Origin of the sequence: Streptomyces sp. NPDC051576 (assembly GCF_040681835.1) — a bacterium.
GTDB lineage: Bacteria > Actinomycetota > Actinomycetes > Streptomycetales > Streptomycetaceae > Streptomyces.
The window spans coordinates 13,672-38,718 of sequence record NZ_JBFAZO010000015.1; the positions used below are offsets into that span (position 1 = coordinate 13,672).

A 25,047-nucleotide genomic window follows, 5' to 3' on the forward strand; every position below is an offset into this window, starting at 1 on the left:
GCCGAGTTGATCGTTCCGGCAGTACGTTCGGGCCCATGACCGACACAAAGCGCTTCGAGGGGTACGGAGTTCTCGTCACCGGCGCGGCCCGCGGCATCGGTGCGGCCGTCTCCCGGCGGCTCGGCGAAGAGGGCGCTCGGGTCCTGGTGACCGACGTCGATCTCCCCGAGGCGGAGAGGACGGCGGCGGTGCTGTGTGAACTCGGGCTGGCGGCCGAGGCGTTCGGCTGTGACGTGGGGGACCGGGAGGCGGTGGAGCGGGCCGTCGCCCACGCCGTCGACTCCTTCGGGACGCTCGATGTCCTCGTCAACAGCGCCGCTCACTGCACCCCCGACCGCCTGCTCTTCGAGGACGAGCCCGACAACGAGTGGGGACGCGACCTCGACATCACGCTGACGGGAACGTACCGCTGCTGCCGTGCCGCACTCCCGCACCTGGTCGCCTCCGGACGCGGAGCCATCGTCAGCATCGGTTCCGTCAACGGCGCCCAGGACTTCGGCAACCACGCCTACAGCGCCGCCAAGGCCGGACTCACCTCCCTGACCCGCACCCTCGCCGGCCACGCCGCCGGGCGGGGCGTGCGCGTCAACCTGGTGGTGCCGGGCACGGTCCGCACCTCCGCGTGGGAGGGCCGGGACGACGAGTTGGACGCGCTGAGCGGGCTGTATCCGCTCGGCCGGGTCGGCGAGCCCGAGGACATCGCCGCAGCTGTCGCCTTCCTCGCCTCGCGCGATGCCTCCTGGATCACCGGCACGGTTCTGACCGTCGACGGAGGGGTTACCGCGGTCAACACTGGGTTCCACAGGGCGCTTTCGCCGCAGCGGGATGTCTAGCCGCCGTTCGGCCGCCACGTGCTGTCGAGCCGGACGCCGGCGGCTGCCGCGACTCGGTCGCGGGAGGCGGTCAGCCGGGTCCTGAGCGCGGGCAGGTCCACGTCCACCAGGGCTCCTTCGCGCTTGACCACGCGGCCGGCGACGAGCACGGTGTCGACCAGCCCCGGATGACCCGCGGAGACGACGCTGCCGGCCGGGTCGGTGACCGGGAACACGGTGATGTCGTCGGTGCGCAGCAGGATGATGTCGGCGTCCTTGCCGGGTGTGAGGCTGCCCGTGCGGCCGTCGAGTCCGCAGGAGACGGCGGCGTCGATGGTGGTGAACGCCAGCAGGTCGCGTGAGTTCAGACCTCCGTCCAGACCGCGCTGCACCGCGAAGGCCGTACGCATGGTGGAGAACATGTCGCCGCCGACCGAGGGGACGTCGTCGGTGGACAGGGTCGGGCGCAGGCCGGCGGCGAGCGCCTGGCCGGTCAGCGGGTTGCCGAAGCCCATCTTCAGCTCGACGTCCGGGCTGATGGAGATCGAGCTGCCCGCGCCGGCGAGCATGCGCAGTTCCTCGTCACTGATGCCGTTGCCGTGCACGAACGTGGTGGTGTCCCGGAGCAGGCCGTGCTCGTGCAGTTCGGCGATGGGGCGTTGGACGCCGTCGGAGCCTGTGTGCAGGCTGGTGCGCAGGCCGAGTTCGGCGGCCAGCTTCAGTTCCCGGGCGACGGTGTCCAGGCTCGTGTCCTCGACCCCGCGCAGGCCCCACGCCATGGTGACCAGTCCGCCGTCGGACAGTTCGGCGCGGAGGCGGCGGATCGCGTCGTCCACGGAGTCGGCGGAGCCCCAGCCGGCACCGGGGCAGAAGATGGACCGCGCCGGTACGTCGCGCAGTGCGGCGACGGCCGCGTCCTCGTGCTCGGGGCCCTGTGCGACGTGGTACCAGTCCAGCATCGTGGTGACGCCCGAGTGCAGGGCCTCCAGACGGCCGAGCAGGGTGCCGACGTAGACGTCCTCGGGCCGGTAGTGGGGCTTGACGGTGCCGTGCATGGCGGCGGCCCACTCGGCGAACGTCCAGTCCGCGCCCACGCCCCGGAACGCGGTCTGCCAGGCGTGCCGGTGGTTGTCGACGAAGCCGGGCATGACGATCCGGTCACTCGCGTCGATCACCTCCGCGTCCGGTGCGTCGACGCGTTCAGCCACCTCGGTGATCACGCCGTCCTCGATCAGTACGTCGCCCCGGTGGAGATCGCCGACAGCCGGGTCCATGGTGACGACGGTGCCGCCGGAGAGGAGGGTCTTCATGAGAGAGGTCCTTTACTTCGGGTGGTTCGGGTACTTCGGGTGGTGTACGGACGCTCAGCGGTCTACGGCGTCTGCCGCGCCCAGCGCGTCCGCGACCAGGTCCGCCGTGTCCTCGATGCCAGCCGCCAGCCGCACCAGACCCGCCGGGACGGCCTCGGTGAGCTGCTCGTCGCTGAGCATTCCGGCCCACATGGAGGCCGGGTGCACGGCGAGCGACTCCACACCGCCGAGGCTGGCCGAGCGGCGGGCGTAGCGCAGCCGGGACAGGAAGGCGTCGGCCATCTCGTATCCGCCGGTGAACTCGACACTGAGCACTCCGCCGAACCCGGTCATCTGGTCGACGGCCAGCTTGTGCTGCGGGTGGGTCGCCAGGCCGGGGTAGTGCACGTGTGCCACGGTCGGGTGGCCGCTCAGCGCCTCGGCGAGAGCGAGGCCGTTGTCGTTGTGCCGCGGCACGCGCAGCGGCAGCGTGCGTATGCCGCGCAGCAGCAGCCAGGCGTCGATGGGACCGAGGGTGGCGCCGGTGAGCAGGCTGGTGTCCCAGATCCGGTCCAGGATCTCCGCCGGCCCGGCCAGCACCCCGGCGGAGACGTCGGAGTGGCCGTTCAGGTACTTCGTCGCGCTGTGCCAGACCACGTCGATGCCGAAGTCGGCCGGGCGCTGGTTGAGCGGGGTGGCGAAGGTGTTGTCCGCCAGGGTCAACGCACCGTGGGCACGGGCCAGTTCGGCGACGGCGCGCAGGTCGGTGATGTGCAGCAGCGGGTTGCTCGGTGTCTCCACCAGGATCAGCCGGGTCCTGGGGGTGAGGGCCTGCTCGAACGCCTCGGGGTCCCTCTGGTCCACCAGCGTGGTGGACACGCCCAGGCGCGGCAGCAGGTTCAGCAGGACCGAAGCGGTGCCGCCGTAGGTGGACCTCTGCCCGATGACATGGTCGCCGGAGGACACCAGGGCCAGCACGGCCGTGGTGATCGCGGCCATGCCGGACGCGGTGACCATCGCGGCCTCGGTGCCCTCCAACTCCGACACAGCGGCGGCGACTTGAGCGTGGTTCGGGTTGCCGAAGCGGGTGTAGAAGTCCTGGCCCCGCGGCTCGACGGCGCCGGCGGCGAACGTGGCCGCGTCCTCGGCCGAGAACGCCGCCGTCTGGTAGATGGGCGGCGCCACGGCGCGGCTGGGGTGGGTCTCACGGTCGGTGTGGACGGTGACGGTGCTCTTGCCCGGCATGACTGGCCTTCCGGAATTCGACGCTATGTCGGTATCCAGGATGGCCGCCGCCCACGCGGACGTGACTCGGTTGCCAGCAATCTTGGCAAGATCTTGCGCTCAAGTGCGGCATGTATCTGTGCTATGGAAGCTCTCCGCGCAATATCCTGCTGTCATGGATGAAGTGGACCGGTCGATCCTGGCCGTACTCGAACGGGACGGCCGTATCAGCAACAACGAGCTCGCCGCCCGCGTCGGTCTGACGCCCTCACCGTGCCTGCGGCGGGTACGGCAGATGGAGGAGGCCGGGATCATTCGCGGCTACCGGGCGTTGATCGACCCGGCGGCGGTCGGCCGCGGGCTCCGTGTCTTCGCGGGGGTGCGGCTGATGCGGCACACCCGCGCGGCCGTGGTCGCCTTCGAGGAACAGGTGAGGGAGCTGCCGGAGGTGATCGCCTGCCACCACATCACCGGCAACTTCGACTACCTGCTGCAGGTGGAGGTCGCCGACCTGCCCGCCTACGAGGACTTCCACGCCAACCAGATGGCCGCCCTGCCCGGCGTCGGCACGGTCAACAGTTTCGTCATCATGAAGACACTCGACACCGCGTGACAGCAGTGCTGACCCAGACGGTGCCGTCCGGGGAATGTGCGGTTGGGGGCTTCACCGAGGGGGGCCAGGCATGTCAGAGGGATTGGCCCAGTGGGGCCCAGAGCTTTTCCTGGCGCGGGAACGGGAGCGACGTCGCGGCCTTGCACCGGAGAGCGACGGGGGAGGCGTGGGTAGCGACATCCTCCAAGGAGGGTTCGAGCCTTGCCTGTTGGCCCTTCTGCGGCTGACTGTGCGCAGCGAACAGGACGCCCGTCTCGCCAGTGGATGGTTGCCGACGGCGCTCGCCCGCACCGGCCACCTCGTGCGCGCGGCCGAGTCGGCGTACACGATCAGTGACGAGTTCAAGCAGGGTACGGAGCTGCTGGAACTGGTGAAGGCCGCGGCGAGCGCGGGAGACCTGCGCGGCGCTCAGGCGCTGGCCGAGTCGATTCCCCTACGACAACTGCGCGACCAGGCACTGGTCGCCCTCGTGCCGGCGTGGGCCCGTGCCGGTGAGCGGGAAACGGCTGTCGCGCTGGCGGAGCGGATCCGCTACCCGCACAACTGGGGGTGGGCCTGGGCCCTGTTGGCGAAGGAGGCGGCGGACAGCGGCGACATCGACGAGGCGCTCAGATTCGCCGCTCGCGCCGGGGACGAGGTCAGTTCCTACCCCGTCGACGGGACGGAACAGATGCTCGCCCTCCTCGTGGAGGTGGCGGTCACCACCGGCGACCACGACCGGGCCGCCGCGCTCGCCGACCACTTGGCGGACTTCACACGATCGCGTGGCGCGACCGGGTGGTCCCAACCTCGGCCCCTGGCAAAGGTGTTGGCCCGCGAAGTGCTTGCGGGAGACTTCGACCGGCTCGATGCGCTACTGCGTCCTGCGCCGAGATCCGGGGGCATGGCCCTGGAAGGAGCTCCGGGCGGAGACCTGGAAGAAGACCCGGAAGAGGACCTGGACGAGGTCGCTGCTCGCCCGTTCTTCCGCAGATCCCCGCTCGATGCCTGGGACATGGCATGCGTGCTGGACGCGGTCGCCGAAACCGCCGACCAGGACCAGGACCAGGACCAGGACCAGGACCAGGACCTGGTCCCGGCCTTGGCCGACCGTGCCGAGGCGCTGCTGGAGACCGGCGTCAGCCGTGATCACGACATTCTGCTGAGGTCCGTGACACTCCTGCTGGCCCGCCATGGGCAGGTCGAGCGAGCCATGGCCCTCGCCGACCGGCTCGACCCCGATCTGTCCGTGGCGCGGCACGCGGAGATCGTCGGAGAACTGGCCCGCTCCGGCGACACGGGCCGGGCTGAGGCTCTCGCCCACGCGATCACCGACTGGCGTGCACAGGCCAGAGCGCTGATCGACGTGGTCCGGGAACTGGCCCGGCGCGGCGAGACCAGCCGGGCCGAGGCCCTCGCCCACGCGATCAACGACCCCTGGGCACAGGGCGAGGCACTCGTCGCGGTCGCCAGGGAGACGGCCCGGCACGGTGATCCGGACCGGGCCGAGACGCTCACCCGCTCGATCGCCCACCGCGCGACACGGGCCCGCGCACTGGCCGCGCTCGTCGAGCAGCCCGAGCAACCCGAGAAGTCAGGGCCGTCCCGCGCCCGCAGACTCGCCGCGCAGGCCGTGGTTCTCGACGGCTGGGCACCTGTTCTGCCGGCCCTGGAGCGGATCGCGCCCCGTTCGGTGGCGGTGGTCGCCGACCTGATGGTGTGGGGATCCGTGGCGGGGGACGACATCCTGCCGAGCCGTACGTCACCTCCTCCGCCCCGCCCCTGACTGTCAGTGCCGACTGCGAGACTCGTTCCATGATTCCGAAGCTGCCCTTGCGGAGCCCTCGTTGGCGTGATCTCGACGGTGTGAAGGCCGAGGAGGTGAAAACTCTCCTGGAGCAGCTGGGCTCCGCCGCCGCTGCCGGAAGCGGCGACGAATGGAAGCAGACCTGGACGTACGTGGCCGGCGGTCTGATGGACGACGGAGTCGTCTCCGACGGTGCCTATGCGGCCCTGCCGCATCTCGTCGAGGCGGCAGCGGCCCTGCCTCCGGGGCAGAGCGTGGACTTCTGGGTGGACCTGGGATTCATCGTGACCGCCGACTACAGACCCCCCGTCCCGGCCGACCTGGAGGCCGGGTTCGACGCCGCACTGCGTCTGGCCGAGGAGGCAGCCACCCGAAGCCTCCTCGCCGCCCGTACGCCCCCACAGGTCTGCGCCCAACTCGCGCTCTCCTGCGTGGCCTTGGCCGGCCACCACACGGGCGCGGCGCTGGGGCGATTCGTCGATCTCCAGGGGAGCGGCCTCCTGCTGGTGTGCCCGGAATGCGAGAGCGACACCGAGATCCCCGAGTTCTTCGCGGACCCGGCGCGTCCGCCCGCCGAGGCGCCGGGGCTTCCTGATCCCGCTCCCGTCCGGGAGGGAGAGCATCCGTGGGGCGAGGTCGCAGCGGCCTTGCGGGAGGAGGCGCTGGGGGAGGGCTGGGAGCCCCTTCTTCGGGTGGCACGCGAAGTCGCGGCGACCGGGGTACCGCCCGAAACACCGGGGCAGGCCGTCCTGTGCCTGGTCGCCGGCCTGGTCGCGGTCAGGAGCACCCCGCAAGAGGACGCCAAGGAATGGGGCCGCCAACTGACGTCGCTCACCGGGTATTTCCGCTGCTGGGACTGCGAGCGGACATGGACGATCGCCGACGGCCTCGCGGAGAACCCGGACGGTGCGCACGCCCAGCACCAACCGACGCAGGTGTGGACGGACTCCGACGAACGGGCTGCCACGGCGGAGTCGGCCGCGGCCGTACCGACAGGTGAAGCGGCGACCCGGTTCCGGCAGGACGGTAACGTGGTGCTCGCGGCCGACGGCACGCCCTGGGGCCGTATACGGGTGGTCGCTGACTCCGCACCCGTCAACTCCCTGGCGGTGGTGCCCCGTTCGGGGCGGTCGGCGCTCGTGGCCGGTGCCGGGGACAGCGGGGTGGTGTACCTCTGGGACGCGGCCGACGGCCGACTCGTCCGCGACCCGATGCCAGGACATCCGGACCGTGTCCGCTCGATGACGGCCCTGCCCCTGCCTGACGGCCGCGTCCTGCTGGCGAGCGGAGGCGACACCGGGACGATCACAGTGTGGAACCCCTCCACCGGGCAGCCGGTGCGCGAACCGGCCGGTGACTGGCCCGGTGGGGTGACCGGAATGTGTACCGCGACCGTTCCCGACGGCCGCACCCTGCTCGTCACTGCCACGCCCCGGGGCGCGGTCCGGCTGTGGGAACCGGAGACCGGAGAGTGCGTCGGGCGCCTCAACCCCTACGGCAGTCCGATCCAGTCGATCGCCGCCGTCCCGATCTCCGACAGCCACACGCTGATCGCGGCCTCGGACACCTCGGGCCGACTTCATATGTGGGATCCGGCCGTCGACGACCCCTGGGAGCGCGGCGCGGCCGTGCAGTTGAACGCACGTGCGCTCGCCGATGCCGACCATCGTGTGGCCGCTGTGGCGGCTGTGCCCACAGCCGACCGAACCCTGCTGGCCACGGCCGACAACCAGGGCGTGGTCATGCTGTGGGACCCCGCCACCGGTGCCCCGATCGGCGACGGTCTGCCCGTCTCCACCGGCACCGCCGGTCTGCCGGTCATCACCGCCACCACCCTGGACGGCGGCCGCACGGTCCTGGTCGTCGGCACCCGACACGGTCACCGACTGCGGATGTGGGAACCGGATACCGGCGCGGTGCGGCACATCGCCCTGGATGTGGCGCCCACCTGTCTCGCCGCCGCGGGTACGGAGCTGGTCGTCGGACACGACCGTGGAGTCCTCACTCTCCCGCTCACGCGCCACGCTGCCGAGGCGCGGCCAACGAGCCCTGGAACCAGGTGAATTCATGGTTGCGCCACACAAACGCGACATGTCAGGGTTCCGTGCGTTGTCGGCTTCCGTGGTGGGGCCGCTCGGCGCTTTGAGAGGAGGGGGAAGCCATGGCCGCTGTCGACGTGGATGACAGAACACTCTGGAGGGTGCCCGGCGGAGGCGTGCTCTACCAGATGCCCGCGATGGCCGACGACGCCGTCTATGTCATCGAGGACTCCTTCGATCTGGTGGCGATCGACGCGGACACCGGGCAGCGCCGCTGGCTACTGGAACACGACTGCTGGATCAAGTCATCACCGGTGGCCGACACCGGCGTCGTGTACTTCGCCGACGGCGTCGGCCATCTGACGGCGGTGGACGCCGCGACCGGCGACGTGCGGTGGAAGTGGAGATCGCGCAAATCGAGGATGTCGAGGCCGACGGCGGCCGACGGCATCGTGTACGCGGCGCACCGCGGCCGGATGTGGGCGGTCGATGGACTCACCGGCCGGCCGGTGTGGAACGTCAAGGTGGAGGACCACCGCACCTTCCGCAACCCACCGCCGACAGTGGCCCACGGTGTGCTCTACGCGGCTGAGCTCGGCCATCTGCTGGCCCTGGACACGGCCACCGGAGACAGGCGATGGAACGTCTTCCCCGACGGGGGCGTCGGGCACGCACCGACGGCGGACGGCGGAGGCGTGTACGTGGGCAATGACTCCGGCCTGGTCGCGCTGGACGCGGCGACGGGCACGGAACGCTGGCGCCTGCCCTTCGGACACGGCGTGTGGGCGAGCCCGGCGGTGGCCGAGGGCATCGTGGTCGCCGGTGTCTACGGCTGGTACCTGGTCGCGGTGGACGCCGAGACAGGTCGCGAGAGGTGGCGGCTGAAGACCCGCGGCGAGATCCACGAGACGCCGGCGATCACCGACGGCACCGTGTACGCGGGCAGCGGCGACGGACGCCTGTGGGCGGTGGACGCGGCCACCGGTGAGCCGCGGTGGAAGGTCAGGACCACCGAGCCGGTGCACTCCACGCCGTTGGTGAGAAATGGCACGGTGTACGTCGACAGCCTCGACGAGCACCTCTACGCCGTGCGGGCCCATCGGCCCGACGACGCACCCGTCGAGGACCACCGCGCCGCAGCCACCCAGCCGGTACGGACGACCGCCGATCGGAGTTCCGTCCCGGCGGGCTCCGCTCCGGTCGCCGGCACCGTGCGCTGGCGCGTGGAGGCATCGGGGGCGGACCACTTCACGGCGGTCGTCGCCGACGGCGTCGTGTACCAGGCCACCTACATCGGCCTGCTGGCACTGGACGCCGCCACAGGCCAGGAACGGTGGCGACTGAAGTCCGCCTACCAAGGCAACTCGCCACCGGCGGTCGTCGACGGGATCGTGTATGTCGGCGGCAGCGGCGGGCAGCTGTGGGCCATGGAGGCGGCCACCGGCCGCAGGCTGTGGAAGCGCGCGACCAGATACGCGCGAGACACACGACCGGCGGTGGCCGACGGCACGGTCTACGCGGCCGGCCGCGACGGATGCCTCCGGGCCGTGGACGCGGCCACCGGCCGGATGCTGTGGAAGCAGCGGCTCAGGCCGCGCCGCCCGCGCACCCGAGGAGAGTTCAGCTCCCCCGCGGTGGCCGACGGCCGGGTCTACATCTCCTTCCCCCGCGAGTCCCTGTGGGCGGTCGACGCCGCAACGGGAAGCACACTCTGGGAGGTGAAGACCCGATCCCCCGCCTACACCTCACCGGTGGTGGCCGACGGCACCCTGTACGCGGCCGACGACCACGGCCTGCTCGCCCTGGACCCCGCCAGCGGTGAGCAGCGGTGGCGGCGCCCCCTCGGCGACTCGACGTGGTGCACGCCCACGGTCGTGGACGGGACCGTGTACATGGGCACCAACGGCTGGTACCTGTACGCAGTGGACGCGGCCACGGGCGAGGAACGCTGGAAGCGGGAGACCGGAGCCGCGCACGATTCGTCGGCGGCGGTGGCGGACGGGACCGTGTACATCGGCAGCGAGGACATGTCGCTCTGGGCGGTGGACGCCGCCACGGGCGAGGAACGCTGGCGGCTGGAGACCGGCGGAGAGTCGCATTCGACACCCGTGGTGGTGGACGGGACGGTGTATGTCGGCAGCGACGAGGAAGACAGCGAGAGCTATTTCCTGTACGCGATACACACCTGACGCCCATGCGCCCTTTCCCGCATGGGGAAACGAATGTCACCATTTCGTCGCGGTCCGGCCCGGGCCACAACCCTGTCGCCCGGGCGCCGGTCTAGCTGGCAGAGATCGTGGTTCCGGCAAAGGGGGAGGGTCCGACATGGGGGACATACGCAGACGAGGTGCCGTGGTGCTCGGCGTCACCGGACTGGTGGCACCGCTCACGCTCGCGCTCGGCAGCACACCGGCGCAGGCGGCGAGCTGCACGACGCAGGCGGGGCCGTACCAGAAGCAGGTCGAGAAGTTCCTCGGCCGGCCGGTCGACGGGAAGCAGTCCGCCGCCGACTGCAAGGCCATCCGGGCCTTCCAGACCAAGCACGGCATCACGCCGAACATCGGCTACGCCGGGTCCGTCACCTGGGGCGTGATGGACCTCATGAACAAGCAGAAGGCCGTGGGCAACAAGCCCAACGCGGCCGGCAAGTGCCCGACGAACAAGGGCCGTATCGCCTGCGTCAACCTCACCCTCCAGATCAGTTGGATCCAGGACGGCAGCCGGCTCGTGTACGGCCCGGTCCCGGTACGCACCGGCCGCAACGGCTACGAGACCCGCACCGGGCTGAAGAAGATCTACTGGCGGGACATCGACCACGTCTCGAACATCTACAACGTGCCGATGCCCTACAGCCAGTTCTTCGACGGCGGCCAGGCCTTCCACTCGGTCAACCTCAGCATGTGGAACCCGCCCGGCTCGCACGGCTGCGTCAACATGACCCCGGCCACCGCCAAGAAGTACTGGTCGCTGCTGAAGAACGGCGACGACGTCTTCGTCTACGGCCGCAAGCCGGGCACCTGACAGACAGTCACCCGGCCTGCTTACCAAGGCCGTTACGCGGGCGCGTCCCCGAAGTCCGGGATCTCCAGCCTCGCCCCGCCCTGCCGTGCCGAGTCGTGCGCGACGATGCCCGGCAGGGTGTAGCGGGCCGCCACCCACGCGTTCACCGGCGGCAGCGTACGGGAGTTGACCGCGGTCACGAAGTCGTCCGCCAGGAAGTGATGGCTGCCCTCGTGGCCGTTGTGCAGGTTCTCGAACTCCCGCGGCAGCCGCGACCGGTCGTGCACCGGCGCCGAGCCGGAGGTGAAGGCGGCCCGAAGGTCCGGCGCGATGTGCTGAAGTGACGGATCGTCAGGAGACATGGTGGGCTTGGGCTCCAGCAGTTCGCTGATGTCCTTCACGCCCTTCTTGTCCTGCCAGAAGGCCACCGTGGCGAGCTGTTCCATGCTGGCGTCGGTGCCGAAGAACCGGAAACGCGACTCCCGGATCTGCGAGGGATAGCCCACCCGCCGGAACTCGTTCGTACGGAACGAACCGCCGCCCGCCACCTCGAACAGCGCGGTCGCGTTGGAGAAGTCGTTGCCGAACTGGCTGACCTCCTTGTCGAAGACACCGTCCCCGCGCTCGTCCACGACACCGATCGCGGACACACTCACCGCGTGTGTCTGCCAGGCGCCCAGCACCCCGCCCACCGAGTGCGTCGGGTACAGCAGCGGCGGATAGCTGGCGGTCGCCTTCCAGTCCTCGCCACCGCTGTACTGGTACGCCTCGTAGAACCCCAGGTCCATGTCGTGGACGTAGTCGCCCTCGGCGTAGAAGATCCGCCCGAAGGCGCCCTCCGCGATCTGGTTGCGGGCGTGCACGGTCGCCGGGTTGTACTGGCTGGTCTCGCCCATCATGTACGTCAGTCCGGTCGCCCGGACCGCGTCGATGATCGCCGCGATCTCCTCCGTGCTGATCGCCATGGGGACCGCGGAGTACACGTGCTTGCCGGCGCCGAGCCCCTGGAGGACCAGGGGGCCGTGCGTCCAGCGCTGGGTGAAGATCGCGACGGCGTCGACGGCCTTCGACTCCAGCATCGCTTCGTACGAGGGGAAGGTGCCCGCCAGCCCTTCGGCGGCGGCCAGTTGCTCCGCCCGCTCCGGCAGAAGGTCGGTCACGTAGACCTCGCTCACGCCCGGGTGGGCCTGGAACAGTCTGGCGAACTGGCCGGAGAACTGGCCTGCTCCGACGATGCCGAGGGAGAACGTCATAGGTGCGTGTCCTTAACTGACCGAGGATTTCACTGACCGAGGATGAAGTTGATCTGCTTGTTGGTCTTACCCAGTCCGCTGACCGGTGCGCCGTTGGCGTAGATGTCCTGCATGGCGGGGTGCATCAACGCGTAGACGTCCGCCGCGTAGTTGGTGATCGGGTACGAGAAGGTGGTGAAGTCCTTCTTGTCGACGACCGGCCTGGTGAAGGCAGTGACGTCGATGCCCTTCTTCTTGTAGGCGGCGACGGCGGTGTTCGTGCCGTCGGGGGTCGCGGGGAACACGATTCCGTATCCGCCGACCGTCTTCTGGCAGGCGTCGGAGGAGAGGTACTCGACCCACTTCTCTGCGCCGGCCTTGTTGTGCGCGTTCTTGGTGATCGAGTCGGCGAGACCGTTCATCATGGTCGCCCGGTCACCGCTCGGACCGGTCGGCGTGTACGCCGTGCCGACCTTGACGCCCTTGGCGCCGTAGTACGTGGAGATCATCCACGCTCCGTCGAAGGCGGTGGCCGCCTTGCCCGCGGCGATCTGCGCGTTGGCGGGGTTGGCGCCGTCGCTGTAGTCCGTGTACGGCGCGAGATAGCCCTTCTTCGCCAGACCGAAGTACCACTTGATCACGGACTGGAAGGTCTTGCTGTCGTACTGGTACTCGGTGCCCCAGCGCTTCTTGTCCGTGTAGTTCCAGCCGGCCGAGCCGGTGAAGGGACTCCAGGTCGTCTGGCCGTCGGCGTCGCCCGCGCCGCCGCTGGCGAGGCCGTACGTCTTGACGTGGTGCTTGTCGAAGCCGGGTTCGTCGCCGCGCTTACCGTTCCGGTCGATCGTGAGGTGGGCGATGGCCTTCTCGAAGGTGCCGCCGTCCTCAGGGTTCCAGGACAGGCTGTTGAGCTGATCGGCGCTCAGGCCGGCCGACTTGGTCATCTTCTGGTTGTAGAAGAGGGCGACCGTGTCCCAGTCCTTCGGAGCGCCGTAGCGATGGCCGTCCTGGCCCACCCAGTTGGCGGCCAGCCCCGGCTGGTAGGCGGCGTCGCTGATGCCGAGATCGTCGAGCGGCTCCAGCACCTTGAGGTCGGCGAACTGGCCGAACTTCTGGATGTGGTCGGTGAACACGTCCGGCTGGGTGCCCGCGATGAAGCTCGCAGTGAGCTTGGTCCAGTAGTCGGCCCAGCCCAACTGGGTGATCTTCACCTTGAGTCCGGGGTTCTGCTGCTCGAAGCCCTTCGCGCAGGCCTGGTAGGCGGGGAGTTGGTTGGAGTCCCACAGCCAGTACGTCACCGTGTTCGAGGCCGACCCGACGGAGTCGCCTTTGGCGCAGCCCGCCGTCAGGGAGAGCGCGAGCGCCCCGGTCAGTGCCATGACCGTACGAAATCGCATGCCCTGCCCCTTACTTGATTCCGGTGAAGCTGATGGAACTGACGATGCGACGCGCGAACACTCCGAAGAGGACGAGCATCGGGAGCGCGGCGATGAGGGTCGCCGCCATCAGGCCCGACCAGTCGTAGCCGGTCTGCGGGGTCTGCGAGCGGAAGATGGCCAGCGCCACCGACAGCACGCGGGAACTGTCGCTGTAGGACACCATCAGCGGCCAGAAGTAGTCGTTCCAGGACGTGATGTACGTCAGCACGCCCAGCGTCAGGATCGGCGTGGACGCCATCGGCAGCAGGACCCGGAAGAAGACGCGGACCTTGCCCGCGCCGTCGAGGAGCGCCGCCTCCTCGACCTCGCGCGGGACGTTCATGAAGAACTGCCGGAGGAAGAACACCGCGAACGGCGTCATGAACATCGTCGGCAGCGCGATCCCCAACAGGGTGTCCACCAGGCCGAGTTGCTTGATGAGGACGAAGTTCGGCAGCAGGGTGAAGATGGCCGGCACCATCAGCCCGGCCAGGAACAGCCCGAACATCCGGTCCCGGCCGCGCCAGCGGAGCCGGGCGAAGGCGTAGGCGGCCATGGCGGAGAAGAACACCTGGCAGACGGTGACCATCGTCGAGACGATCACCGAGTTGAGCAGATAGCGCCAGAACGTGAGGCCGCCGCCCGAACCGCCTTGTGCGATGGCCTCCTTGGTCGACTGGAGACCGAGGGCCCGCTCGAAACCGCCGGTGGTGAAGTCGACCGGCAGCGGGTCCGAGGGGTGGGCGGCGAGGCCGGTGTTGGTGGAGAGCGCGGTGCGCAGGATCCAGAAGAAGGGCAGCAGGGTGATCAGCATGATCGCGGTCATCGCGGCCCAGGCGGCGACCTTGCCGACGGAGAGCCGGCGCCGGGGCGGCCGTACGGTCGCCTGTCGGATCGGCGTGGTGGGTGTGTCGGGTGTGGTGGTCAGGGTGGCCATGTCGACTCCTTCCGCTCAGCCGAGGTCGGTCTGGCCGGCGCGGGTGAGCCGGTACTGGAGGATGGTGATCGCGCTCAGCACGATCAGCAGGGCCACGGACATCGCGGACGCGTAGCCGAACTGGAAGCGCCCGAAGGCGGAGCCGTAGATGTAGTACTGGAGGACGTTCGTCGCGTTCGCCGGTCCGCCCGCGGTGGTCACCGCGACCGTGTCGAACACCTGGAACGAACCGATCACCGTCATGATCAGCACGACCGCCAGCACCGGCCGCAGCAGCGGCATCGTGATCCGCCAGAACATGCGCCACTCGCTCGCGCCGTCCACCTTCGCGGCCTCGTACATGTCGTTCGGGATGGCCTGGAGCCCGGCGAACAGCAGCAGCGCGGTGTAGCCGACGTGCCGCCACACGTTGATCAGGGCGATCGTCGGGATCGCCCAGGTCTTGTCGGCGAGGAAGGGGATGTGGTCGAAGCCGAGGCCCCCGATGATCTGGTTGCCGATGCCGAGCTGGGTGTCGAGGATCCACAGCCAGACGATGCCGGCCACGACGTTCGACATCAGGTACGGCGTCAGCACGATCCCGCGCAACAGGGCGGACTGGGTGAGCCGTTGGAGCAGGACGGCGATGGCGAGGGCCGCTACCGTCTGAACGCCGATGTTGATGATCACGTACTCGACGGTGACCTTCAACGAGGACCAGAAGATCGGGTCGTGGACCATCCGGTCGTAGTTGTCGAGGCCCACCCACTTCGCCGGCGTCAGCAGGTTGAAGCGGGTGAAGCTCAGATAGATGCCCCGCAAAGTCGGCCAGAGCAGGAAGACCAGGAAGCCCAGCAGGGCCGGGGCGATGAAGACCGCCGCCAGCCGGCCGTCGCCCTCGCCTTCACGGGCCCGCGGTGGGCGGGTCGGGGGACTGCTGGCAGCGATGGTCATCTGGAGACTCCCTTGTCCGTGGCGGCTCATCCTCGGGCCACTTACTTTTGCTGCGAAAGAATCCAGGCGTCAAGAGTCGTGCAGAAACCTTTTCTGTGTGCGTTTCTGGTCGTAGACTGACGGTGTTGCTTCCATGATGAAATAAATAGCGTGTATGGGAGTCTGACGCTCATGACCACACGTGCCGCCAGTTGGCAGCCGCTGAGCCCCGGTGAACGCTCCGTGGCGATCGAGGTGCTCGTCCACGGCCCGCTCTCGCGCACCGACCTCGCGCGGCGGCTCGACCTCTCGGCGGGCAGCCTCACCCGCCTCACCAAGCCGCTGATCGAATCCGGCCTGCTGGTCGAGGTCCCCGACGGCGGCCCGGCCGAGGTGCGCCAGGGCCGGCCCTCCCAACCGCTCGATGTGGTCGCCGAGTCCCGTACGTTCCTCGGCTTCAAGGTCACCGACGACATGGTCTACGGCGTCGTCACCACCCTCAGGAGCGAGATCGTCGCCCGTCTGGACCGGCCGCTCACCACCCACGAGCCCGACGAAGTGGCCGACCTGCTCGCCGCGATGACCGCCGAACTCACCGCCCGCTTCCCCACGCTCACCGGCATAGGCATCGGAGTCGGCGGTCTCGTCCAGGACCGTGCCGTGGTGGGGGAGTCGCCCTTCCTGCAGTGGAGCGACGTCCCGCTGGCCGAACTCGTCGAGGAGCGCACCGGGTTGCCCGTCGTCGTCGAGAACGACGTCGCCGCCCTCGTCGAGGCCGAGACCTGGTTCGGCGCCGGACGCGGCCTCGACCGCTTCGTCGTCCTCACCATCGGCGCGGGCATCGGCTACGGCCTCGTCCTCGGCGGCAAGCGGGTGCAGTATGCCGAGGAGGACCGTGAGTTCGGGCGCCACTGGATCCTGGACCCGCACGGGCCGCTCACACCGATCGGTGAACGCGGCAGCGCCGTCTCGCTGTTGAGCATCCCCAGCATCCGCTACCAGATCCGGGCCGCCACCGGCCGGGATCTGACGTACGAGGAGATCCTCGCCCAGGCCGCCGCGGGCGAGCCCATGGCCTCCCGGGTCATCGACGAAGCCGCCCGTGCGCTGGGCGCGTTGGTCGCCCAGATCGCCAACTTCGTGCTGCCGCAGAAGATCCTGCTCGCCGGCGAGGGCGTCGGCCTGATGGACGTGGCCGGCAAGGTGGTGGACGACACACTGCGCGCCCGCCGGCATCCGCTGGCCGTCCCGCTGGACGTCGAGACGAAGGTGTCCGACTTCCACGACTGGGCGCGTGGAGCGGCGGTGTTGGCGATCCAGGTGCTGGTGTTGGGTGTGGTTGAGGTGTGAAATGCGTTACGGGGCTTGACAGATGGACGTGATCAGTAACACGGTCCGATATGTCCGTTTAGCTCGTGATTACTCACATCGCCTTCACCTGTCGCGCCGTATGCTTCACACCATGTCCACCAGTGTTGAATCAGCCACCGAGCGATCGGCAGCCGAGGTCAACGAGGAGATCAGGGCCCTGTGGCTCCGGTCGGGCGGGACACTGAGCGTCGAACAGCGCGAGGAGTACAGGCAGCTCGTCATGGAGTGGGCCGCCGCAGCTCCGCAGTCGGCCACGGCGGCCTGAGAGCCGCCGCCCGGGCGACACAGTGTCGTCGGTCCCGTCGCCGCCCGGCCCTCCTCATGACCCTCGGCCCAGCCGGTCGAGCCGAGCCCCCCGTCGAGCTCCTTGAGTCCGTCGACCGTCAATCCGAACTCGAACTCTCTCGAGTGATCAGCCCCACATCGCCGAATAGTGCCGCTGGAAGGCCTTGCGGTCCTGTTCCGCGCGGATCCAGCGAGTCGCCACCAGCGCGATCAGACTGCCCGCGATGACCAGCAGCCCGGGACCCACGTTCTTCGGGTCCGTGAGCCGCGACGCCAGTGTCGTCGTCCCCGCCGTGGTGTTCGTCGCGGGCGCCGAGGTCCCGGGCGTAGCCGCACCGGCGGCCGGTGCGCTGCCCGCGGCCGAGGCGGACGGAGCGGGCGAGGCGGCCGTCTTCGGCGCCACCAGCAGCTTCACGTTCAGCGCGGACAGCGCCTTGGTCAGCGGCTGGAAGAACGTCGTACCGCCCGCCGTGCAGTCGCCGCTGCCGCCCGACGTCACGCCCAGCGCGATGCCGTTGGCGAACAACGGGCCGCCGCTGTCGCCCGGTTCGGCACACACCGTGGTCTGGATGAGACCGGTGACCGTGCCCTCGGGGTAGTTCACGGTCGCGTCGAGCGCGGTCACCTCACCGTCGTGCAGCCCGCTGGTGCTGCCACTGCGGAACACCTTCTGACCTACGGCCGCGTCGGCCAGGCCGGTGATCGTCACCCCGCTGCCGTTGCCGATCGCGACGACGTCCGCACCGTCGCCCGCCGAACCGCTCGCGTACTGCACCAACGAGAAGTCGCTGCCGGGGAAGTTGTCGGAAACCGTCTTGCCCAACTGCTGGTCGCCCTGGTTGTCGGCGAACCAGATCGACCCGACCGGCCCGCAGTGCCCGGCCGTGAGGATGAAGTCGCTCTGGCCGTTGGTGACGTTGAAACCCGCCGAACAGCGGCCACCGGTCGACAGGATCGGCTGCGCCCCGTTGATCCGGGTGGTGAACTTGCCCTGCGTGCGCTGCATTTCGACAGAGGCGCCGATAGTCGTCGCGACCTTCGACATCGCGGTCCAGCCGGCGGCGGAGACGCTGCTGTCGGCCTCCACCAGCACCCTGTTGTTCCGATAGTCCATCGCCCACGCGGTGCCCGGTACCTTGGGCGCCGAACTCAGCGTGCCGGCGGCCGACTTCAGCTCGTTCATGCTGTACCGCACGACCTTCGCCTCGGCGCCCGCCTTCGTCACCTCGGCCGCCGTCTTCTCGTCGGTCACCGCGACGACCGTACGGCCGCCGGAGTCGACCCAACTGCCCGCCGTACGAGCCGAACCGAGCTTCGCCACCATGGCAGCGCCCTTGTCCGCGGGGGTCTGTGGCGCGCTGAGTGTGGCGGCGGACGTGCCGGAGGAATCGCTGGCCATGGCCGCCTGGGTGACCATGGCACCTCCCAGCAGGAGTCCGCCGACGGCCGCCAACCGTGTCACTCGCCGGACGACCCGTCGTCGTGCGTGCCTCATGCATGGCTCCCGAACCCCGAACGTGCGGTGACGACACCGCGGGGCTCTCCGGTCGTTGAGTGCCCTTCCTCCATACGTGGCCCGACGCCGTCCTGTTCACCGAATGGAACGTCGGCTTCGGCTCTCCCGGTCAACAGGCCGTCCGAGCAGCTGAGTTGGCGTGGGCGGCGCCCGCCGGGACCTCGTCGGCCCCGTCGCGCACAGGCAGCGACCCTCCTATCTTGAGTCCCATGACCAGCAACCCGCAGTCCACGTCCGGTGAACCGAACCCCCTGCGCGTGCTCAGCCTCGACCGGCTGCGATGTCGTACGAGCATGAAGTGGCGGACCTACCCCGAGGACGTGCTGCCCGTGTGGGTGGCCGAGATGGACGTGCCGCTCGCCGAACCCGTGCTCCGCGCGGTCACGGACGCGCTCGCGCTCGGGGACACCGGCTATCCCGCGGGTACGGCCTACGCCGAGGCGCTGGCCGCGTTCGCCGCGAAGCGGTGGGGCTGGGACGGGCTCGCGGTGGACCGCACCCGGATCGTGCCGGACGTCATGCTGGGTGTCGTGGAGATGCTCCGGCTGGTGACCGGACCCGGGGATCGGGTGGTGGTGAACCCGCCCGTGTACCCGCCGTTCTTCCAGTTCGTGGAGCACATGGACCGGGAGGTGGTGGAGGCCCCGCTCGGGGCGGATCTCCGTATCGACCTCGACGTCCTGGAGGACGCGTTCCGGCGCGCTGTCGAGGGCGGGCGGCGGGCCGCGTATCTGCTGTGCAGCCCGCACAACCCGACCGGCACCGTGCACACCGCCGACGAACTGGCCGCCGTCGCCGCCCTCGCCGAGCGCTACGGCGTACGGGTCGTCGCGGACGAGATCCACGCCCCGGTAGTCGCCGGCGGCACGACCTTCATCCCCTATCTGAGCGTGCGGGGCGCGGAGAACGGCCTGTCCCTGATGTCGGCGTCAAAGGCCTGGAACCTGGCCGGCCTCAAGGCCGCCCTCGCCATCGCCGGCCCCGCGTCCGCCACCGACCTGGCCCGCCTCCCCGAGGAGGTCAGCCACGGCCCGAGCCACGTCGGCGTCATCGCCCACACCGCCGCCCTCCGCGATGGCATGGCCTGGTTGGACGCCCTCCTGGCGGGGCTCGACGACAACCGCCGCCTACTGAGCGACCTGCTGTCCGAACACCTGTCTGAGGTCGTGTACCGGCCCGGGGAGGCCACGTACCTTGCGTGGCTTGACTGCCGGGCCCTTGGCCTCGGGGACGATCCGGGGGATGTGTTCTTGCGGCGAGGGCGGGTTGCGCTGACTCCTGGGGTCGGCTTTCGCACTGGGGGTGCTGGACATGTACGACTCAATCTGGCGACGTCTCCGGAGGTGATTACGGAGGCGGTGCGGCGGATGGCGCCGGCGACCGAGTGAGCCGCTCGGCCGTGCTGTCATGAACACCCGAATCGGCTGCCATGATGACCCCATGCGCGTGCTGATGCCGGTCCCCGACCGCGACTTCGATGTCACCGAGGTCGCCGTGCCCTGGCGGCTGCTCGTCGACGCCGGGCATGAGGTCGTGTTCGCCACCGAGCGTGCCGGGACGCGGCCGGCGGCGGATCCTCGGCTGCTGACCGGCGTCCTCCTCGGACAGCTCGGTGCCGAGGACGAACCCAAGGGGTTCTATCAACAGCTCACCTCCGCACCGGAGTTCGGCGCCACGGTCGCCTGGGCGGATGTGGATGTGCCCGCCTTCGACGGGCTTCTCCTGCCGGGCGGCCACGCGCCCGGTATGCGTCAGTACCTGGGCTCCGCCCAACTGCGGGCCAAAGTGGGGGAGTTCTGGGAGCTGGGGCGTCCGGTCGGCGCCATCTGTCACGGTGTCCTCGTCCTGGCCCGGACCCAGGACCCGGACAGCGGCCGCAGTGTTCTCGCCGGACGCCGTACGACCTGTCTGCCCAAGTACATGGAACGTACCGCCTACTTGACCACCGCCTGGCGCCTCGGCCGCTACTACCGCACCTACCCCGCCTATGTGGAGGACGAGGTGCGGGGCGCCCTCGACGACCCGGGAACCCAGTTCGAACGCGGCCCCAGGGAGCTCACCCGGCGCGGCACCGCGAGCGACGACACCCATGCCTTCGTCGTGCAGGACGGCGGCTACCTGTCGGCGCGCTGGCCCGGGGACGCGTACCTTTTCGCCCGCCGGTATCTCGACCTCCTGCGGACCTCTGCCGGTGCTTAGACTGCCGACCATGGACGAGACCCCGCTGGACCGGCTCGGTGCAGGCCAGTACCTGCTGATCACCAGCTACCGCAAGAACGGCACCCCGGTCGCCACCCCGGTGTGGGTGGTCCGCGACGGCGAGACCCTCGGCGTCTGGACGGTCGCGGACTCCTGGAAGGTGAAGCGCATCCGGGCCCGCGCCGACGTCCTCGTGGGCCCCTGCGACCTGCGCGGCAACCCGACCGGCAGCCAGGTCCCCGGCACCGCCGAGATCGTCGACGCCGAGACCACCGCCCACTACCGCACGCTCATCGCCCGCAAGTATGGCATCTCCGGCCGCCTCACCCTCCTCGGCAGCCGCCTGCGCCGCGGGCTCGACGGCACCGTCGGCATCCGCGTGACGCTCGCCCCCTGACGACGATCCCCTTGCCCACCGAACCCAGGGAGCACCCGTGGACCCCGCACTGAACCCGGCCGACCTGAGGCTGCGGCAGGAGCGGATCGTCTTCGCCCGGATGCGCAGCACCCAGGACCGGGTCGCCGACGCCATCACCGCTTTCGCGGGCACCATGCTGTTCGTCTATCTCCACGCGCTGTGGTTCGCCGTCTGGATCGCCCTCAACGAAGGGCTCCTCGGCCACGCAGGGATCTTCGACCCGTATCCGTACGGACTGCTCACCATGATCGTCAGCCTGGAGGCCATCTTCCTGTCGACCTTCGTCATGGTGAGCCAGAACCGCCAGGCGGCCCGCGAGAACGTCCGGGCCGACCTCGACTTCGAGACCAACCTCCGCTCCGAGGTGTGGTCCGCCCACATCGGGGCCGCCCTGGGTCTCGACCCCCGCGAGATCGAAGAACGCGTCCAGGAACTCCTCACCGAGAACCGCGCCAAGATGAACGGCGGTTCGCAGAAGCAGAGTTGAGGACCCGCACGACGGGGGAAGGGGCCGCAACCCGTCAGTTGCGGCCCCTTCCCCCCGTATGGCGTTCGGCCGCTACGGCGCGTCCACCACGGTGCCGGTCAGTTCCGGTCCGCCGTCGCGCGGCTCGCCGTTGTCGTCCGTGGCCACGAAGCGTACGGACTCGGGTTGCTCGGCCACCTGGTCGGTGACCGTGGGCACGCTGATCTCCGTGCCGAGCTGCCCCGCCGGGACGGTCGACCAGATGTACAGGCCCGACGCCTTGGACAGGGGGCGCTCCGGCGCGGGTTCCTCGCCGGACATCTCCTTGAACCACTGCGGATCGACGTCCAGGGTGGACAACTCCGGGCCGGCGGTGACCGGTTGCACGGCGAAGGCGAGGTTCAGCTCCACGTCGGCCGGCGTCGACAGTGTCGCCTTCCACCTCAGGGGCTGTCCCTCGGTGACCCGGTCGGCGACCGGCGCGACGGTGAACGTGGGCATCGGGTCGTCGTTCTGGGTGGTCACCCCGCCCCGGTGGGCGCCGACCACCGCGCCGTGCACCGCCTTCACGAACACGTCGTGCTGGACGCCGTAGTCGAAGCGGGTGTTGCCCTTCACCTCGACCGGTACGTCGATGTCGTGGCCGCCGGGCCGGACGGTGACCAGTCGGGATGTGTCCTGGCCGGTGGCCGGGTCGGTGACGTAGACCCGTACCTGGCCGCTGCCCCGGCCGGAGACCTGGACGGGCACACGGTATGTCTTCACGCCCGAGTCCCCTTCCTTGACGGTGAGTCGGCCGATGTCGACGCGCGGCAGCGGGGCCGCGCCGACCGCCGGAGTGCCGGGGCGCCAGCCCCAGGCGTCCATCAGCCAGGCCTGACCGGAGCGTGAACGCGGGGTCAGTTCAAGGGACTTGACGCGGTGCAGGTCGAGTCCGGCGTGGGCGGCGGCGGTCAGCGGTACGCGGACTTCGCGGGCCCAGTAGGAGGCGGTGCGCTGGGTGCCGGGGAGGCCGTCGACACGGACCCGGCCGAGGGTCGCGCGGTGGCCGGAGGCGTCGGTCAGGGTCACGTCGAGCTGGGTGCCCGTGGTGTTGGGCGGCACGATCACCCGCAGGGCGAGGCTCTTGGCGCCGCCGAGGGAGAGCGGCTTGGCGGGACGCACCGTGACCGGTGAACCGGCCGTGGACCAGCGCAGGGCTACGGCGCGGCGGCCGACCTCCTTCGTGGCGTCCCACTGTGCGAAGTGCGGCGAGCTGCCCTGGTTGTCGTCGCCCAGGCAGGCGACGGCCGGGTCGGTGTCCACCGCGTCGCACAACCGCCCGCCGGAGACGGTCACTTGGCCGTCGGGCAGGAAGCCGGCACCCCGGTTCGCACCCACCGCGTGGGTGAGGACCCGGGCGGGATCCGCCGAGGGCACCCGGCGGCCGGAACCGTCGAGCAGTTCGCGGGCCCGGTCGTCCCCGGCGACGAACAGCCGTGCCGCCGTGGCGATGTAGGTGGACCCGGCCTGGTGCTGCTGGTCGGCGGTCAGCCGGGTCGCGGTACCCGGCGAGCACACCGGGTCCCGCTCGTCGGGGTCGTTGTAGAAGTCGTCCTCGGCGGGTGCCTGGGCCTGGCCCGGCGTCCACTCGGTGTTGAAGAAGTTGTGGTCGGCGCCTTCCACATAGACCGCGCTGTGCAGGGCGGCGCCCCGGCTGACTCCGCGCGTCCCGTCGACGTAGACCTCGCCCTGGAGGTCGGAGACGTCACCGTCGCACCCGGGCAGGATCGTCGCCGACGGCACGTCGGCCACCGGGTTCTGGCCGAAGATGGTCGGGCCGATGAGGACGGTGCCGCGGATCTTCCAGCGCACGGGACCGTGATAGCCGTCCTGGGCGGCCGGCGGCGGATAGAGGCTGTCCATCGCGGCCCGGTTGACGCCCTCACCACCGCGCGAGTGGCCGATCAGCAGGACGCGGGAGAGGTCGGCCCGGGGTGCGTTCCGGACGACCGGCGGGGCCGTCTCCGGGTGCGCGGACCAGCCGGCCCAGCGGGCCAGGTGCTGCCGGATCAGCGACGAACGGGCCTGTGCGCCGCCGTCGTCGGCGTTGAAGTCCTGACCGTTGATGCCGTTCGCGGAGATCGACACCGTCATGTAGCCCTGCGAGGCGAGGAGTTGCTGGTCGCGCAGATAGCCCCGATAGCTGGGGACCGGCTTCGTGCCGGCGGCGCAGGGCCAGTCGCCGGTGATGTTCTCGGTGTGGGGTGTGTAGCAGGTGTAGTGCCGGCCGTGCAGGAAGAGTGCGAGCGGGCGCTTGCCGGTGGCTCCCTTCGGCGCGACCACGACGGCCCGCATCTCGACCGGCTCGGGAAGCCCGGGCAGGTGAACGGAGCTGAGCGTGTACTCACCGGTCGTCGTACGGTACGAACCCGGCTTGCCGGGGTCGACCGCGCCCGCCGGGAGTTGGGACGTGGGCCGGGCGGCGGCCTGCGAACGCCCGCCGCCGGAAGCGGAACTGTCGTCGTCGGTGTCCAACCGGCGCCCTGCGGACAGCACTTGAAGGTCCGTCAGCTTCTTGGGCGTCGCGGCACCGAGGCCGAGCCGGAACGTCCGTCCGTCCTTCGCCGCTCTCGGTACGCCGAGGAGCCGGCCCCCGGCATGGAACTCCACGCGCGCGTCGCCCATGGGCACCCGCGTGCCCGAACGCCACACCAACTGCTGGGCGGAGCCCTTCCCGGTGATCCGCCAACCCGGTGGAAGACCGTCGTTGTCGGCTGCCGCCTTCGCCGTGAACGGTCCGGCTTCCGTCGGTGGCGCCGCCTGCGCCGACCCGGACACCCCTCCCGCCACCGCGAGCACCGCCGCGGCCGTGACCCATATTCGCCGGGCACGGAACAATGTGTTCCCCTCCTCGAACCCCAGGCTCAGGCACCCCGTCGATCCCGGGGGCCTCTCGCGCCCCGGAGGACGGGAAGCGGAGCCTGTGGGTTGCCTGTGGAGGAGGATTCGGTCGATCTTCACCGACCGGGCCCGAACTCGGCCGCGCGCTACGGCTGTTCAGGAACAGCTCAGCGAACGGTGCCGATCGAGTCGATCGGCTCTGCCGTCAGTGCCAGGCGCGGTACGGCTCGTCGAGGAGTTGGAAGACGGGTTCGCCCCGCACCGGGTCCTTGGCCGTGGACAGCCGCACGCGGTCGCCGCTGTGGATGCCGATGGGCGGGCCGATGACCCGGCCGCGCACCACGAAACCCTCGGCCATCTCGATCAGCGACACATTGCGGGCGGCGGGGGTGTTGCGGTACACGACCGAGGAGTGGCGGACCGTGCCCGTGCCCTCGCTCCGTTCCGTGCGCAGGTCACCGCCCTGGCAGACCGGGCACAACAGCCGGTGGTACATGGCGGTCCCGCACCAGGTGCAGCGCTGGAAGACGATGGTGTCCCCGTCCGGGGTGTGCGGATCGAGTACGCCCGCCGGGGAGCCGCCTGCCGGACGGGTCGCGAATCCTGAGTGGTGGTACACGCTGTCAACTCCCTGCGCTCGGCCGGAATCC

General features: G+C 70.0%; 21 protein-coding genes. 12 read left to right on the forward strand and 9 right to left on the reverse strand.

Annotated elements, in window-relative coordinates:
* Nucleotides 1-35: 35 nt before the first annotated feature.
* Nucleotides 36-833 (forward strand): SDR family NAD(P)-dependent oxidoreductase, encoded by a 798-nt coding sequence (locus AB0M63_RS38860; RefSeq protein WP_366022678.1) that lies wholly within the window; start codon nucleotides 36-38, stop codon nucleotides 831-833.
* On the opposite strand, the gene AB0M63_RS38865 is transcribed toward AB0M63_RS38860, so the two are convergent.
* Complete coding sequence (locus tag AB0M63_RS38865; protein ID WP_366022679.1) at nucleotides 830-2,122, reverse strand: amidohydrolase family protein; 1,293 nt, start codon at nucleotides 2,120-2,122, stop codon at nucleotides 830-832. The genes AB0M63_RS38860 and AB0M63_RS38865 overlap by 4 nt on opposite strands.
* Nucleotides 2,123-2,176: 54 nt before the next feature.
* Nucleotides 2,177-3,346 carry an aminotransferase class I/II-fold pyridoxal phosphate-dependent enzyme gene (locus AB0M63_RS38870; RefSeq protein WP_366022680.1) on the reverse strand — a complete coding sequence of 390 codons (1,170 nt, stop codon included), beginning with the start codon at nucleotides 3,344-3,346 and terminating at the stop codon, nucleotides 2,177-2,179.
* A 154-nt stretch (nucleotides 3,347-3,500) separates the two neighbouring features.
* Between AB0M63_RS38870 and AB0M63_RS38875 the strand changes: the two genes are divergently transcribed.
* The 5 genes from AB0M63_RS38875 (at nucleotide 3,501) to AB0M63_RS38895 (ending at nucleotide 10,784) form a co-directional block, all read left to right on the forward strand.
* On the forward strand, nucleotides 3,501-3,938 hold the full coding sequence (locus tag AB0M63_RS38875; protein WP_355922840.1) for an Lrp/AsnC family transcriptional regulator: 438 nt from the start codon (nucleotides 3,501-3,503) through the stop codon (nucleotides 3,936-3,938).
* Between the two features lie 208 nt (nucleotides 3,939-4,146).
* A complete protein-coding gene (locus tag AB0M63_RS38880; RefSeq protein WP_366022681.1) occupies nucleotides 4,147-5,703 on the forward strand; it encodes a hypothetical protein in 1,557 nt (518 codons plus the stop codon).
* Nucleotides 5,704-5,732: 29 nt separating this feature from the next.
* Entirely contained in the window at nucleotides 5,733-7,787 is a 2,055-nt protein-coding gene (locus tag AB0M63_RS38885; protein ID WP_366022682.1) for a hypothetical protein, read from the forward strand.
* Nucleotides 7,788-7,885: 98 nt separating this feature from the next.
* Nucleotides 7,886-9,952, forward strand: a complete 2,067-nt coding sequence (locus tag AB0M63_RS38890) for a PQQ-binding-like beta-propeller repeat protein (RefSeq protein WP_366022683.1) — start codon at nucleotides 7,886-7,888, stop codon at nucleotides 9,950-9,952.
* 136 nt (nucleotides 9,953-10,088) lie between these two features.
* Nucleotides 10,089-10,784, forward strand: a complete 696-nt coding sequence (locus AB0M63_RS38895) for a L,D-transpeptidase (RefSeq protein WP_355922852.1) — start codon at nucleotides 10,089-10,091, stop codon at nucleotides 10,782-10,784.
* 32 nt (nucleotides 10,785-10,816) lie between these two features.
* On the opposite strand, the gene AB0M63_RS38900 is transcribed toward AB0M63_RS38895, so the two are convergent.
* Genes AB0M63_RS38900 through AB0M63_RS38915 form a run of 4 tightly spaced genes read right to left on the reverse strand, consistent with a single transcriptional unit; the run spans nucleotide 10,817 to nucleotide 15,280 of the window.
* Complete coding sequence (locus AB0M63_RS38900) at nucleotides 10,817-12,016, reverse strand: Gfo/Idh/MocA family oxidoreductase (RefSeq protein ID WP_366022684.1); 1,200 nt, start codon at nucleotides 12,014-12,016, stop codon at nucleotides 10,817-10,819.
* Between the two features lie 29 nt (nucleotides 12,017-12,045).
* On the reverse strand, nucleotides 12,046-13,389 hold the full coding sequence (locus tag AB0M63_RS38905) for a sugar ABC transporter substrate-binding protein (RefSeq protein ID WP_366022685.1): 1,344 nt from the start codon (nucleotides 13,387-13,389) through the stop codon (nucleotides 12,046-12,048).
* Nucleotides 13,390-13,399: 10 nt separating this feature from the next.
* Nucleotides 13,400-14,347 carry a carbohydrate ABC transporter permease gene (locus AB0M63_RS38910; RefSeq protein ID WP_366022686.1) on the reverse strand — a complete coding sequence of 316 codons (948 nt, stop codon included), beginning with the start codon at nucleotides 14,345-14,347 and terminating at the stop codon, nucleotides 13,400-13,402.
* Nucleotides 14,348-14,362: 15 nt separating this feature from the next.
* On the reverse strand, nucleotides 14,363-15,280 hold the full coding sequence (locus AB0M63_RS38915; RefSeq protein WP_355922864.1) for a sugar ABC transporter permease: 918 nt from the start codon (nucleotides 15,278-15,280) through the stop codon (nucleotides 14,363-14,365).
* Between the two features lie 171 nt (nucleotides 15,281-15,451).
* Between AB0M63_RS38915 and AB0M63_RS38920 the strand changes: the two genes are divergently transcribed.
* Nucleotides 15,452-16,609, forward strand: a complete 1,158-nt coding sequence (locus tag AB0M63_RS38920; protein ID WP_366022687.1) for an ROK family transcriptional regulator — start codon at nucleotides 15,452-15,454, stop codon at nucleotides 16,607-16,609.
* 100 nt (nucleotides 16,610-16,709) lie between these two features.
* Nucleotides 16,710-16,895, forward strand: a complete 186-nt coding sequence (locus AB0M63_RS38925) for a hypothetical protein (RefSeq protein WP_355922869.1) — start codon at nucleotides 16,710-16,712, stop codon at nucleotides 16,893-16,895.
* A 147-nt stretch (nucleotides 16,896-17,042) separates the two neighbouring features.
* Here AB0M63_RS38925 and AB0M63_RS38930 read toward each other — a convergent pair whose 3' ends face one another.
* Entirely contained in the window at nucleotides 17,043-18,410 is a 1,368-nt protein-coding gene (locus AB0M63_RS38930; protein ID WP_355922871.1) for a S1 family peptidase, read from the reverse strand.
* 230 nt (nucleotides 18,411-18,640) lie between these two features.
* On the opposite strand from AB0M63_RS38930, the gene AB0M63_RS38935 reads away from it, so the two are divergent.
* From AB0M63_RS38935 to AB0M63_RS38950, 4 genes are read left to right on the forward strand one after another with little or no spacing between them, the layout of a single operon-like run.
* Entirely contained in the window at nucleotides 18,641-19,819 is a 1,179-nt protein-coding gene (locus AB0M63_RS38935) for an aminotransferase class I/II-fold pyridoxal phosphate-dependent enzyme (RefSeq protein WP_366022688.1), read from the forward strand.
* Nucleotides 19,820-19,871: 52 nt separating this feature from the next.
* Nucleotides 19,872-20,630, forward strand: coding sequence for a type 1 glutamine amidotransferase domain-containing protein (locus tag AB0M63_RS38940; RefSeq protein ID WP_366022689.1), 759 nt, complete (start codon nucleotides 19,872-19,874; stop codon nucleotides 20,628-20,630).
* Between the two features lie 10 nt (nucleotides 20,631-20,640).
* A complete protein-coding gene (locus tag AB0M63_RS38945) occupies nucleotides 20,641-21,027 on the forward strand; it encodes a PPOX class F420-dependent oxidoreductase (protein WP_355922877.1) in 387 nt (128 codons plus the stop codon).
* A gap of 37 nt (nucleotides 21,028-21,064) precedes the next feature.
* Entirely contained in the window at nucleotides 21,065-21,535 is a 471-nt protein-coding gene (locus tag AB0M63_RS38950; RefSeq protein ID WP_355922879.1) for a DUF1003 domain-containing protein, read from the forward strand.
* 72 nt (nucleotides 21,536-21,607) lie between these two features.
* Here the strand turns inward: AB0M63_RS38950 and AB0M63_RS38955 are convergent, their stop codons facing one another.
* A complete protein-coding gene (locus tag AB0M63_RS38955) occupies nucleotides 21,608-24,394 on the reverse strand; it encodes a hypothetical protein (protein WP_366022690.1) in 2,787 nt (928 codons plus the stop codon).
* Nucleotides 24,395-24,602: 208 nt separating this feature from the next.
* On the reverse strand, nucleotides 24,603-25,016 hold the full coding sequence (locus AB0M63_RS38960) for a zinc ribbon domain-containing protein (protein ID WP_366022691.1): 414 nt from the start codon (nucleotides 25,014-25,016) through the stop codon (nucleotides 24,603-24,605).
* Nucleotides 25,017-25,047 lie beyond the last annotated feature (31 nt).

Bases quoted from the DNA above. Each gene is read 5' to 3' on its own strand.
- AB0M63_RS38860 (WP_366022678.1), top strand. From the start codon at position 36: ATGACCGACACAAAGCGCTTCGAGGGGTACGGAGTTCTCGTCACCGGC.
- AB0M63_RS38865 (WP_366022679.1), bottom strand. From the start codon at position 2,122: ATGAAGACCCTCCTCTCCGGCGGCACCGTCGTCACCATGGACCCGGCT.
- AB0M63_RS38870 (WP_366022680.1), bottom strand. From the start codon at position 3,346: ATGCCGGGCAAGAGCACCGTCACCGTCCACACCGACCGTGAGACCCAC.
- AB0M63_RS38875 (WP_355922840.1), top strand. From the start codon at position 3,501: ATGGATGAAGTGGACCGGTCGATCCTGGCCGTACTCGAACGGGACGGC.
- AB0M63_RS38885 (WP_366022682.1), top strand. From the start codon at position 5,733: ATGATTCCGAAGCTGCCCTTGCGGAGCCCTCGTTGGCGTGATCTCGAC.
- AB0M63_RS38890 (WP_366022683.1), top strand. From the start codon at position 7,886: ATGGCCGCTGTCGACGTGGATGACAGAACACTCTGGAGGGTGCCCGGC.
- AB0M63_RS38895 (WP_355922852.1), top strand. From the start codon at position 10,089: ATGGGGGACATACGCAGACGAGGTGCCGTGGTGCTCGGCGTCACCGGA.
- AB0M63_RS38900 (WP_366022684.1), bottom strand. From the start codon at position 12,016: ATGACGTTCTCCCTCGGCATCGTCGGAGCAGGCCAGTTCTCCGGCCAG.
- AB0M63_RS38905 (WP_366022685.1), bottom strand. From the start codon at position 13,389: ATGCGATTTCGTACGGTCATGGCACTGACCGGGGCGCTCGCGCTCTCC.
- AB0M63_RS38910 (WP_366022686.1), bottom strand. From the start codon at position 14,347: ATGGCCACCCTGACCACCACACCCGACACACCCACCACGCCGATCCGA.
- AB0M63_RS38915 (WP_355922864.1), bottom strand. From the start codon at position 15,280: ATGACCATCGCTGCCAGCAGTCCCCCGACCCGCCCACCGCGGGCCCGT.
- AB0M63_RS38920 (WP_366022687.1), top strand. From the start codon at position 15,452: ATGACCACACGTGCCGCCAGTTGGCAGCCGCTGAGCCCCGGTGAACGC.
- AB0M63_RS38925 (WP_355922869.1), top strand. From the start codon at position 16,710: ATGCTTCACACCATGTCCACCAGTGTTGAATCAGCCACCGAGCGATCG.
- AB0M63_RS38930 (WP_355922871.1), bottom strand. From the start codon at position 18,410: ATGAGGCACGCACGACGACGGGTCGTCCGGCGAGTGACACGGTTGGCG.
- AB0M63_RS38935 (WP_366022688.1), top strand. From the start codon at position 18,641: ATGACCAGCAACCCGCAGTCCACGTCCGGTGAACCGAACCCCCTGCGC.
- AB0M63_RS38940 (WP_366022689.1), top strand. From the start codon at position 19,872: ATGCGCGTGCTGATGCCGGTCCCCGACCGCGACTTCGATGTCACCGAG.
- AB0M63_RS38945 (WP_355922877.1), top strand. From the start codon at position 20,641: ATGGACGAGACCCCGCTGGACCGGCTCGGTGCAGGCCAGTACCTGCTG.